This is a genomic window from Thalassospira sp. NFXS8, assembly GCF_040148805.1.
Lineage (GTDB): Bacteria > Pseudomonadota > Alphaproteobacteria > Rhodospirillales > Thalassospiraceae > Thalassospira.
This window is the reverse complement of sequence record NZ_JAGEMF010000003.1, coordinates 562,146-573,785: the sequence shown is the minus strand read 5'-3', so window position 1 is coordinate 573,785 and position 11,640 is coordinate 562,146. Positions and strand designations below refer to the sequence as shown.

The window sequence follows — 11,640 nt, the reverse complement described above, 5'->3', positions numbered from 1 at the left end:
ATGCGGCGTTATCTATTTATCCTTAAATAGATACAATATACCCACAATCGCGGGGTGGAGCAGCCCGGTAGCTCGTCAGGCTCATAACCTGAAGGTCGTCAGTTCAAATCTGGCCCCCGCAACCACTCTTTCCGATCCGTTGATTTTTGAGATATAGACTCGACGGATTCGCGAAACAAGAGAAAAAGTTCGGGTGCATGCCTCTAACAGAGGAGGCGGCACTTCCGAGGCTATTTATTTCCTGACTTTTCAATAGCTTATAAATGCAAAAAACCCGTCGGCGGCAACCAACGGGTCTTTGAAAAGGCTTAAACTGCCCTGTGTAATGATGGGATCAGTTTAGGCGACGGGATTGCTTTGTCAAGAACAAAAGCAAATAACCGGCCTGTGCCGACAAAAATATGAATCTGGACGACTCTGTTGTCTGCCCTTCGGGGCCCAAATCCGTCCCGGGCCTTGCCCGACGGACGGAAAGTTATGGCGATTTGCTCGCCTTATGTGACGGCTTTACCGGCTGCAATGATGTGACCTCGGCTTCGGTCGTCGGGCTCGTGAGCCGAGGCATTTCCTGTCTATCCCCCTGTCTGACCGATTTATCGGTGCGTGTGCTCATTCTCCTGATCGAGCATATTTATGATGTGCGTGCCTGGCGCAGTGGTCGCCTGACCGTCTGGCCGGGCAATCGGCGTTTGGCCGAACTGACCGGCAAAAACGAACGGTCAATAAGACGGGCATTGTCTTTATTGGAAGCCAATCACTGGATTGTCCGGCGTTATTCGGCGACCAACCGGCGCTCGGATGGCAATGCGGGCATTGATTTGCGTCCGCTGGCTGCCCGATTGCATGACTTGCGGCAAGCAGCTGCGTTCCTCGAACAGAAGATCGTTGCTGCGCGAGAAGAAGCCAAAGCTGAACGCGACGATCTGGCGCGCCTGGAAACAGCCAAACAGACTTTGCTGGACGAAACCTCAGAACACAAAGAGTCCGGGGTGGGGGACACTTCTGTCCGCCTTAAATCCTACAAGTTAAATCCCGGTTCTACGAACCTTGTACAAGACAGGGCTTCGCAGGCAACGCCTGGGCAAAGATCGAAGCCTGCAATTTCTGATATTGATGTGGACAGTGAGATCCTGTTCTTGATGGTTCAGGCGTCGCCAACCTTGCAAAAGCAGCTTACGGCGGCAGAACTGTGCGACCTGGTCGGGCCAGCTCCGGCTGCGGCGTCGATACAGGCGGTTGTGTCGTCGGTGCGCTGGACTTTGTCCAACCAGATCAAGCTCAGACCATCCGCCTGGCAATTCGCTTTGGCCAAACATGGCTGGGCGGCGCTGGCCGCTGTGATGGTGGCGGTCGACCGGCAAGGCGTGCGTGACCCGGCGAGTTATCTGTATGCCATGCTCAAATCGGCCCGTTTGCGCGATACTGTCCGCCATAATCTGCGCGCGGTCGAGCAGCAGGAGAGCGGTCATGCGTGATTATTCTCTTGCCGTCAAACAATCTTCAGACTGTCAGCTTTTATTCGCCCGCAAGGCCCGGGGACTGGCGCATTTGCGGCGCTGGAACGGGGCCTGCGAGGTTACGGTGGCCCAGCATTCTGTGATGGCGTGTGACCACGTCTCACGTCGGGCCGCGCCCTATGCCTTGATCCATGACATCGAGGAAGACGAAACCGGCGATTTGCTCACCCCCGTCAAGCAGCGAATGCGCGAACTGGGGATTTGGGAGCGGTTTGAAACCAGCATCGTGCTGCCGATCCGCAGATCTTATACGGAACTGGCCGGGCTGTGCTGGCCGTGGCCCGCCGACGTGGTGGCAGAAGTTGCCGACATCGACCAGTGTTTGCAGGTGACGGAATATCGCGATGCAGTTGACCGGGGCCTGGTGCGCGGTTTTATGCCGCACGATGTGGCTCCTTTGCCGGATTATCTGTTGCCCTGGAGCCCGCAAAAGGCCGAGGCGCAGTTCCTGGATCGGGCGAAACGGTTGTTTCCGGCATGGGAGGGTTGAAAAATGGATTGTGCAATCCACAAACTGGCCGAAGCCTTCCCCAGTGTCGAATTTTATGGCGAGTTACAAAAGGCTTTCAGCCATCTCAATCAAGGCCTGCTCACCTTGCAGCGTCAGAAGAATATCTACGGTTATTTTTCGTCCGAGCGGTTTGTCAGCAGTGAAACGGGCGAGTGTATAGATGTTTGCGCAGCTGAACGAGCGAAGCGAGGACAAATTGCCTTGAACCCGTCCTGGTTCGTGGTGCGAACCGTTCCGCAAACGCTCTCTACGCTGGTTCATGAGATGGTGCATCTCTGGCAGTATCACTTCGGTGATCCCGGCAGGCGTGCCTATCACAACCGGGAATGGGCCGACCGTATGGAAGTGATTGGCCTGATGCCAAGCAACACAGGAAAGCCGGGCGGGCGGCGCGTGGGCGAGAAAATGACCCATTACATCCTGGAGGACGGGCCGTTTGACCGCGCATGTCGGGACCTGATGACCCGGGAATTTACTCTGTCCTGGCTGGATCGTTTTCCGCCGCAGGAACCGGGCCACGCGCTGGCGGCAGCCTTGACAGGAGGTTCGACCAGTGCGGCGGCATTGGCACGGGTGACGCCGGTTCAGGCGGAAAACCGTTCCCATCGTGTCAAATATCGCTGCCCGTCCTGTGCGGCACAGGTTTGGGGAAAGCCCGGAATGAAGCTGTTATGTGGCGAAAACGCCTGCAAAGCGGCAGTGATGCAGCCCGTTGGTATTTGAAACAGAAACCGGGCTGCATTGGAGGATGACCCCTGTACCCCGGTTTCTGGTTGAACTTCCTCGTTATGTCGTTTTGAAATGATACAGTTGACGCATCGACTCACGTACTAAAAGCGTTAGGACAAAGACATGTTGCTTTCTTTCGGCGTAATCTTAAACCAAACTGCATATAACGCAGGTAAAAAGAGAAGAATCAAAACAGTTCCTGCGGCGGTGCCCCCAATCAATGTGTAAGCCATAGAACCCCAAAACACAGAATGGGTGAGAGGGATAAAGGCTAGAATAGCAGCCAGGGCCGTCAGAATGACCGGTCTCGCCCGTTGGACGGTGGCCTCGACTACAGCATGATAGTCATCAAGGCCGGCAGCACGGTTATCCTTGATTTGTTCTGTCAGGATCAAGGTGTTGCGCATTAAAATTCCCGCCAATCCTATCAGGCCCAAAATGGCGTTGAAGCCAAAGGGCTGATTGAATGCAATCAGCGTCGGGACTACTCCGACAAGCCCAAGCGGTGCCGTTAACATGACCATGGTCATGGTCGACAAACTGCGAACTTGCAAGATGATAACAATCAAGGTTGCTGCGATCATTACCGGGAAAATTTTAGCAAGGGCCGTGTTCGCCTTGACTGATTCCTCAATACTCCCGCCCATTTCAATACGATATCCAGCAGGAAGAGAAGCAATCAAAGGCTGAAGAGCCTTCATAATCTGCTTTGAAACTTCTGGCGGCTGAGTCGCTTCGTTGATATCCGAACGGATCGTTATCACCGGTATACGATCACGGCGTTTCAGGATCGGCTCTTCCATCTGTATTTCGGTTTTTCCGATCTGATCGAGTGGAATTTGCTGACCGTTGCGGCTCAAGAGAGTAAAATCGGCAAGTCGAGACGGATCAAGGCGCGTCTCGCCAGCGCTGCGAGCCACGACCGGCACGTTACGAATGTTTTCGCGAACTTGTGTTACCGGAATGCCGCTTAGCAGGAATTGCATCTGTTGCGCGGCTTCGGCTGAGGACAGACTGATGAGGTTAAGGCGGTCCTGATCAGGAACAAAGCGAAGTACGGGGGAGCGATTTCCCCAGTCGCGATTTGCCTGCCGTACGTCAGGAACCTTGCGCATAATGTCCAACGCTTGCCCGGAAATTTCGTATAGCTTCTCGGGGTCTGGTCCCATGATCCGGAACTCTACCGGGAAGGGGGTATAGGGTCCGAATACCAATTGCGTGACACGTACATAGGCTTCCTGTGCCAGCCCCTCCGATACTGCTTTTCGGATACGGTGCTTCAATGCCTCCCGCCCCTCTGCATCCGGTGTTAATACGACGATCTTGGCGAAGGAAGGGTCGGGGAGTTCCGGTGACATGGCAAAAAAGAAGCGTGGCGCACCTTGACCGATATAACTGGTAACAATCTTCGCCTCGGGTTGTTGTTGCAACCAGTTTTCAATCTTCTCGACGGCTGCAGTTGTGGTTTCAATGCTTGTACCTTCGGGGAGACGGACTTCAACCAATACTTCAGGACGATCCGAGGTCGGGAAGAATTGCTGCTTGATAAGCCCCATTCCAGCGCCAGAGAGAACGAATGCAAGGATAACTACAGCACATGTCAGGAATTTATGGCGTACTGCGTAATGGATTACTCCCCGAAGACGCCGATAATTCGGTGTATCATAAATCGCATGATGTCCACCCTCGACCGGCTTGATTGCAGGCAACATCTTGACGCCAAGATAGGGTGTGAAAATAACAGCGACGAGCCAGGAGACAATGAGTGCAAAACCGACAATCCAGAAGATATTGCCCGCATATTCGCCAGCACTGGACCGGGCGAAACCGACCGGCATCAAACCAATGATCGTCACCAGTGTACCGGAAAGCATTGGGGCTGCAGTATGGCTCCAGGCATAGGCGGCTGCCTTAATGCGGTCCATGCCCTCTTCCATTTTGACCACCATGACCTCAATGGCAATGATGGCATCATCGACAAGCAGGCCAAGTGCGAGAATAAGCGCGCCGAGTGTAATGCGATCAAAAAAACGGCCGGTTTCCAGCATAATTAAAAAGACAGCGGCAAGGGTCAAGGGGACTGCGGCGGCAACAACGATGCCTACTCGCCAGCCAAGACTGATCAGGCTCACCAGCAGTACAACCCCAAGCGCCATGGCGAATTTCATCATGAATTCGCCCACGGCTGCGGTGATGTTCACAGCCTGGTCACTGACCTTATCGAAGCTGATGCCAAGCGGCAATGTCTTTGCGATGGCAGCAGACCTGTCTTCCAGTGCTTCGCCCAGATCCAGCCCGTTCCAACCCTGTTGCATTACAACAGACAACAGAAGTGCCGGTTCCCCATCGTGACGGATAATGTAGGTCGGTGGATCTTCATATCCGCGGCGAATCTCGGCGACATCCGAGAGCTTCAACGAGCGTCCACCTGCAACAATCGGGGTATCCGCGATGGCCTGAATGCTGTTATAGGCACCGGCAAACCGAAGGAAGACCTGGGGGCCACGTGTATCGATAGAGCCAGCCGGTGTAACCGTATTTTGTCGCTGCAAAGCTGCTGCAATATCTTGCATGGATACGCCGAGCGTTGCCAGTTTCGCATACGAGAATTCAACAAAAATTTGCTCCGGACGTTCGCCAAGAATATTGATTTTCTTGACTCCGGGAACATGCAACAGGTCCTGGCGAATAACTTCGGCGTGGCGAACCAGATCGCGCATTGGCATGCCCTGGGCCTGCAAGGCATAGAGGGCAAAACTTACATCCGAGTATTCATCGTTAACGAATGGACCAACAACACCAGGAGGGAGATTTCGCGCCTCGTCTCCCAGTTTCTTTCGCGCTTGATAAAACTCATCTTCAACGGCGGAGGGCGGGGTGCTGTCTTTCAATGTGACAGTAAGATAGGCATATCCAGGGCGGGTTGTCGTCTCCACCCGATCGTACCATGCAAGTTCTTGAACACGTTTTTCCAGCGGTTCAGCGACAAGGTCCTGCATTTCACGTGCCGTTGCACCGGGCCACGCGGCTGTTACCGTCAGTGTCTTGATGGTAAAGGATGGATCTTCCGCCCGACCCAGCTTTAGAAAGGCGTAGACACCGGCAGCGGCAAGCAGAATGATGAAGAATAATGTAACGGCTCTCTCGCGAACGGCGAGCGCGGAAAGATTGAAACGCATCAGTTCGCTGCCTTTGTTTGAACGACCGTTCGGATTGCGGTGCCTTCTGTAAGAAGATGAGCTCCAAGGGCAACAATCGTCTCTCCTTCACCGATCCCCGAGACAATTGCGGTTTCTTCGCCGAGCTTCTGGATCTGTACCGGAGCAAACTGTACAGATGCAGAATCTTTTGCGACCGTCCAGACACCCGTTCGACGACCATCATCGAGAATCGCACCAATCGGTACAACGACACCTGATTGTTGGTTATGGTTCGGAAACGTGACTGTTACTGTTGCTCCAAGCGGTGCCGAGGCGGCTTCGCCTTCCAATACGTAACGCGCCTCATAAGTACGTGTCAGTGGATCGGCAGCATCTGATATCTGTCGTAGGCGTGCAGCCCATTGTTTTTCGTTCTGTCCATAGATACTGGCCCCGGCCATTGATCCGATTTCCGGATGGATCGTTTCGGGAAGGGCAATAACAGCTTCGCGCGGCCCTGCGTGCGCCAGTTGAACAACAGTTTGCCCTGCAACGACAACCTGCCCTGGTTCGCCAAGTGTCGCGACCACTGTACCATCAGCATCCGCCAGCAATGTGGAATAGGTTGCTTCGTTCTCGGCAACTTCCGCATCCGCCTGTGCTGCGGCCAGTTGGGCCTTTGCCGTATCACGTGCAGCCCTGACCTGTTCGTAACGTTGTCGACTTGCTGCGATTCCACTTTTGACCAACGCAGCATATCTTTTCTCGTCAGCTTGCGTTTGAATAAAAGCGGCTCGGGCGGCAGCAACGCCATTGCGCTTGGCTGTCAGAGCAAGACGCAAATCCGTCTCGTCGAGCTGCATCAAAGGCTGCCCGGATTCAACCTGCTGTCCGACATCGACAAAACGTTTGATAATCTTGCCCGGTACACGGAATCCCAAATCGCTCTGAACCCGCGCAGCAATGCTACCGGTAAAAGAACGATTGGCATCATGAACACCAGTTGCTCTCGCAATCTTCACGAGAATTGGTGCCCCGCGCGGGTCTGTCGCCGCAGAAGCTTCTCCCGGTACTGATTGTGAGCGAATAACAATTCCGATGCCGCCAACAGTTGCTAGTGCAACCGCTCCAAAGAGAAAAAGCCGTTTGCGCCTCATATTCGAGCCCTTCATTGGAAAACAAATTAGATTTCATTCGACATCATTAATTCAATTAGATGGTAATCGCAATCTATTTATGCGCGCTGTGAACTCGAAAGCAAAACAAAGGATGGTTCGAACGCTTGCTCTGAGAGGAAAAAGCAGATATAGATGTTAATTGAAATCTAAAAAAGGATGTCAAGCAATGCGTGTCACTCGCGAACAAGCCACCCGAAACCGCCAGAATGTGATCGACGTGGCCAGCCGTTTGTTCAGGGAGCATGGTTTTGATGGGATTGGCCTCAAGGATCTGATGAAAAATGCCGGATTGACCCAGGGCGCGTTCTACAAACAGTTCTCCTCAAAAGAAGATCTTGTTGTGCAGGCATCACAACGCGCGCTGGAAGGGTCAACAGAACGATGGACCGGAGCTTATGAGAGAGAGCCGGATGATCCGCTTGAGGCTGCGCTTTCTTTCTATCTTAGCAAAGAACATCTCGACGCAAGAATGGACGGCTGTCCGATCGTGGCGCTTAGTGCAGATGCGGCGCGTCAAGGTCCTGACGTGAAAGCTTCATTTGAATCCGGGGTGAAGGCGCATATTGAATTGCTTGGCCGAATGCTTTCTGCAACCAGCGAGGCTGAGCGGGAGGAAAAATCGATTGCAATTCTGGCGCTAATGGTTGGGGCACTTACATTAGCCCGTGTTGTTAACGATCCGGAAATGGCAGAATCATTCCTGGATGTTGCCACGCAAAAGGTACGGGAAATTGCCTAAGATCTTGAAGACCATGCATATGAATAAAAAGAATGTTTCGGACCATAAAGGCCTCTTGAAAGCCAGATAGTCCCAGACGTCGTGAAAGTTCCTGATTATTGAGCTTCTGGGGCCAATGCAAAGTGTGACAATTCCCTATCTCACACTGTTCCACCATCTGAAGTGTAAAAGGCGCGTGACCACGGCTACTCCTGTCGCGCCTGCGGCATGGCCCGGTGCGAGTGCACTTGTTGCTGCGTTCATAATCTATTTGAATAATCCTAATTTCTTCATGGCGGGTAGCGGCAAGCTGCAAATGCGTCATTGATCTTTATATATTCCAGATTTGATAGAATCTAATCCGACAGATCATAGGGGTCCGTTTAGATTCTGATTGAAATCTATGTATTTTATAAAGTATGATCGAAATCTATCGTGGCGACCTGATATTGACCGGGATGTCATCGCACATCTCAATTCCTTGTAAATTGCCTGACATCACGGTTCAGGTCGCATAACGGACAAACTCGGGCGGATTAATCCCCTGAGCATATCTGACTCGTAAGCAAAACTTTGAGATTGCGGGACGCTTGCTCTCCCGAGAGCTTCCTGACGGAGACTTCGCCGGAAACATGCCCAAGGTTTGATCTTTCTGCTTTTCGCTAACAGATCCATTTGCCATTTCATTTTCCCAAGACAGGAAAGAACAGCCATGTCGAAATCTAAAGTTGTGGTCATAACCGGCGTATCGTCGGGGATTGGACGTGTAACCGCCATCAAATTTGCCCGGAAGGACTACAAGGTATTTGGGACTGTGCGAAATATTGAAAAGGCACAACCCATACAAGGTGTTGAACTGATCGAAATGGACATCCGTGATGAAACATCAGTTCAAAATGGTGTGCGAACCATTATTGCGCAGGCAAATCGCATTGATGTACTTGTCAATAGCGCCGGGACGACCCTGATCGGTGCTATAGAAGAAACCTCAATCGACGAGGCACAGTTGTTGTTCGATACAAACGTTTTTGGTGTCTTGCGTATTGTAAATGCTGTGCTTCCGCATATGCGTGAACAACATTCTGGCCGTATCGTTAATATTAGTTCAGTATTGGGTTTTCTTCCTGCACCATATATGGGTCTCTATTCGGCTTCGAAACATGCCGTTGAAGGTCTTTCGGAGACGTTGGATCATGAAGTGCGCAAATTTGGAATTCGGGTGTCGCTCGTCGAACCGTCTTTCACTAAAACCAATTTGGACATTAACGCACCTCAAACAATTTCCAAAATCCCGGACTATGACAGTGAGCGCAGCATCGTCTCTCTGGCCATTCAAAAGAATGTTCGTAAAGCCCCAGAGCCTGATGAAGTCGCCAATACGATTGTTAACGCAGCTTTTGGTACCTGGAAAATGCGATGGACCCCAAAAGGAGAAGCCTCCCTGCTACGCAGATTACGACGGTTCATGCCTTTCGGTCCCGTAGATTCTGGTATTAGGAAGACTTTTGGGCTTTCTTGAGGCATATTATGTAGCTTAAATTTTTTTGATTTACAAAATGCTGGGCTGTTAAGTGACATTAACGTGATTTATGTTGCTCACAAAAGATCATGAACACGAGAGAGGTAAGTTTTAAGTGAAAACACTGCCTATTTTCGTAGTTCGCCAGATCCCAAAATTTGCAGATTACCAATAAAGTAAACCGGCAAAATTTTGCCGGTTTACTTCTTCTGGCCGAGAATGCGGACCATCGCCGGAACGTCATATTCAATCTCGCAGGTTCGATACCAGCGTTTGCCATCCGGGGCCCAGTGCGCGGTGATGGTGTAGCTTTTCATTGTGTTGCGTAACTGGGTAACAGCCTTTGGATCGCGGCTCCAAACCCGAAGTTTTTCTATGTTTTTGGCGAAACGCGAATGGATTTCCCGAATATTAGCGGGGGGTGACAGATCCTACAGCTCCCGTTTTTTCCGGTCAATCTCGAGACGGGTTAACCGCATTTGTTCGGTATTGTCCTCGAACCAGGCTTTTAGCTCGTTGGTGTCACTGCCCAGGCCAAAGGTGTTGAGCGCATGTTCTGCCCGATGGCGCAGCTCTTCAAGTTTCTGTTGCGCCTTTTTGATCCGGCTTGAAATGCGCTGGCGTTTGCGATGCATTTTTTCGTTTTCATATTAATCAGCAATGTCGCCGGGTTTAAGCCGCAAGGTTGCCGCCAGCACAGCCTCCATCAGAATTAGCAGTTATTATTTGCCCAGTGCTCCGCAAGTGCCTTGGCGTTGTATCCAAGCCGTGGTCGGGCATCCAAAGCATCAGGTGGCGATTGTTAATCTGAATATTCCTCAGTGAGTTCATTGAGCCAGAAGGCAATCAGGGACCGGGCTGTCTGCCCGGAAAACGCGGATTCATGGGTAAATTCGAGATCTTCGTCCGTTTTGATATCCCGATTGACGCTTTCTACTACCGGCGGAACATATTTTCCCGATCCGGCATGAACCGTTCCGTCCCCCGGTGCCGCAGGCGATGCAATATATGCAAACTCGTAATCAGTCGTTACCAAACCCTGATCAAAGTTGGTATTTAAGGCCGTGATTTCCACCCGGTCCCAGCTATCATGATCATCTGACCAGAACATCCTGGTATTGGGATGAAAATATTCACCAAGTTCAGTGTGAAATTTTTGTGCTTTTCTTAGCTCTTTCCTGAATAATTCATAACCACCTGGCTTGCCGGGATTGACCCAGTCGGTATTGAGCAATCGCCACCAATTGTCCGTATTGCGATAGATTTCCCCATAGGGATCGGATTTGGGCAGGGCAAGAGAATTTGCGGCTTGGCCATAGCCGGAAGGCGGATCCTCGGCAAACAACCACTGCCGCTTGTCGTCGGCTGTTTTGTGAAACTGGTTCGGCAGCAGTTGCAGCCCGCCGGGCGCGTTGGCGAGGACGGCTGTAACTTCCTCTCCGTTCCAACCCAGAACCACCGAGGCCAACCCTTCAAATCCCGCGCGCATCCGTTTGTAGGCAGCAGGAGCACCATGGGTCGGCATTGCTCCATGGATGATGGCCTGACAGGTACTCTCACCGCCGAAATGTTTTGCATAGGCCCGCCCGACCAGACCGCCCATCGAATGGGTAATCACCACCGGTTTGCGAACCGGATAGTCGGGTTTGGCAGCATATTTTTTCTGCGCCTCGCTATAGGCTTTGTCTACCGTTCTGGCCAGATCGTGCGCGGCGTTTTTATTGTCATCCGTCCAGTTATAGGGATGCGCCCAGACCTCCAGCTTCACATTTCCGCCGGGGCAGATTGCGGCGCTGCCATTGTAATGCAGCCAGCGTAGAAATCCGCCGTAATACTCCCAGACACAACCGCCCCAGCCCCGTTCCAGCGCCATGTCCAAAATGTCAGGGCCAAGACGGTTGGCAAAATTTTCCTTTTGTCCGTAATCGACGGTTAGATAGGTTTCGCTAAAAGCGGTGCCGCGAGGACCGATCAATCTCTCTCTTCTCTCCAAACCACCCATTCTGCCCCACTCCCACGCCCCGGCACCAGGGTTCTGAACCTCGTCATTGGCATTGTGAGCAAATTGATCACGGGTATAGGCTTCGTTTGGGCCGCCCATCGGCATACCGCTGAGGACATCGCGGGGACGTTGCCATTCATCTTTAGGAATAACCGGGTCAGTTGCCCTTGTTGCGTCGCGTGGCAGGCTTCCGCCGCGCGGCGGATCCCATACTATGGCTTTATCATCTGTCGTGCCGGAAATACGCAACCTGCTTCCCATAATGCCGGGAACAAAAACAATGGGCAAAACAGCTTGCGGCGGACAATAGGCGATGGAAGGATGTT

General features: G+C 52.2%; 9 protein-coding genes and 1 tRNA gene. 6 read left to right on the top strand and 4 right to left on the bottom strand.

Going from position 1 to position 11,640, the window contains the following annotated elements; all coding sequences use genetic code 11:
• Positions 1-48: 48 nt before the first annotated feature.
• From J4E05_RS18905 to J4E05_RS18890, 4 genes are all read left to right on the top strand, one after another.
• Positions 49-125 (top strand) — tRNA-Met (locus J4E05_RS18905).
• Positions 126-401: 276 nt separating this feature from the next.
• Positions 402-1,475, top strand: a complete 1,074-nt coding sequence (locus J4E05_RS18900; protein WP_349598849.1) for a helix-turn-helix domain-containing protein — start codon at positions 402-404, stop codon at positions 1,473-1,475.
• Positions 1,468-2,007 carry a hypothetical protein gene (locus J4E05_RS18895; RefSeq protein WP_349598846.1) on the top strand — a complete coding sequence of 180 codons (540 nt, stop codon included), beginning with the start codon at positions 1,468-1,470 and terminating at the stop codon, positions 2,005-2,007. Before J4E05_RS18900 ends, J4E05_RS18895 begins: the two co-directional genes overlap by 8 nt.
• A 3-nt stretch (positions 2,008-2,010) precedes the next feature.
• A complete protein-coding gene (locus J4E05_RS18890; RefSeq protein WP_349598844.1) occupies positions 2,011-2,751 on the top strand; it encodes a SprT-like domain-containing protein in 741 nt (246 codons plus the stop codon).
• Between the two features lie 116 nt (positions 2,752-2,867).
• Here the strand turns inward: J4E05_RS18890 and J4E05_RS18885 are convergent, their stop codons facing one another.
• The gene (locus J4E05_RS18885; RefSeq protein ID WP_349598842.1) at positions 2,868-5,936 is read right to left on the bottom strand and encodes an efflux RND transporter permease subunit; all 3,069 of its coding nucleotides are present in this window, start codon (positions 5,934-5,936) and stop codon (positions 2,868-2,870) included.
• Entirely contained in the window at positions 5,936-7,054 is a 1,119-nt protein-coding gene (locus tag J4E05_RS18880) for an efflux RND transporter periplasmic adaptor subunit (protein WP_349598840.1), read from the bottom strand. The genes J4E05_RS18885 and J4E05_RS18880 overlap by 1 nt, the downstream gene beginning before the upstream one ends.
• A gap of 187 nt (positions 7,055-7,241) precedes the next feature.
• Here J4E05_RS18880 and J4E05_RS18875 point away from each other — a divergent pair, with 187 nt between their 5' ends.
• Positions 7,242-7,814 (top strand): TetR/AcrR family transcriptional regulator, encoded by a 573-nt coding sequence (locus J4E05_RS18875; RefSeq protein ID WP_349598837.1) that lies wholly within the window; start codon positions 7,242-7,244, stop codon positions 7,812-7,814.
• A 691-nt stretch (positions 7,815-8,505) separates the two neighbouring features.
• Positions 8,506-9,312 carry an oxidoreductase gene (locus J4E05_RS18870; protein WP_349598834.1) on the top strand — a complete coding sequence of 269 codons (807 nt, stop codon included), beginning with the start codon at positions 8,506-8,508 and terminating at the stop codon, positions 9,310-9,312.
• Between the two features lie 431 nt (positions 9,313-9,743).
• Here the strand turns inward: J4E05_RS18870 and J4E05_RS18865 are convergent, their stop codons facing one another.
• Together J4E05_RS18865 and J4E05_RS18860 are read right to left on the bottom strand one after the other, a co-directional pair.
• Entirely contained in the window at positions 9,744-9,947 is a 204-nt protein-coding gene (locus J4E05_RS18865) for a hypothetical protein (RefSeq protein ID WP_349598831.1), read from the bottom strand.
• Positions 9,948-10,114: 167 nt separating this feature from the next.
• Positions 10,115-11,563, bottom strand: a complete 1,449-nt coding sequence (locus J4E05_RS18860; protein ID WP_349598828.1) for an esterase/lipase family protein — start codon at positions 11,561-11,563, stop codon at positions 10,115-10,117.
• Between the last annotated feature and the right edge of the window lie 77 nt (positions 11,564-11,640).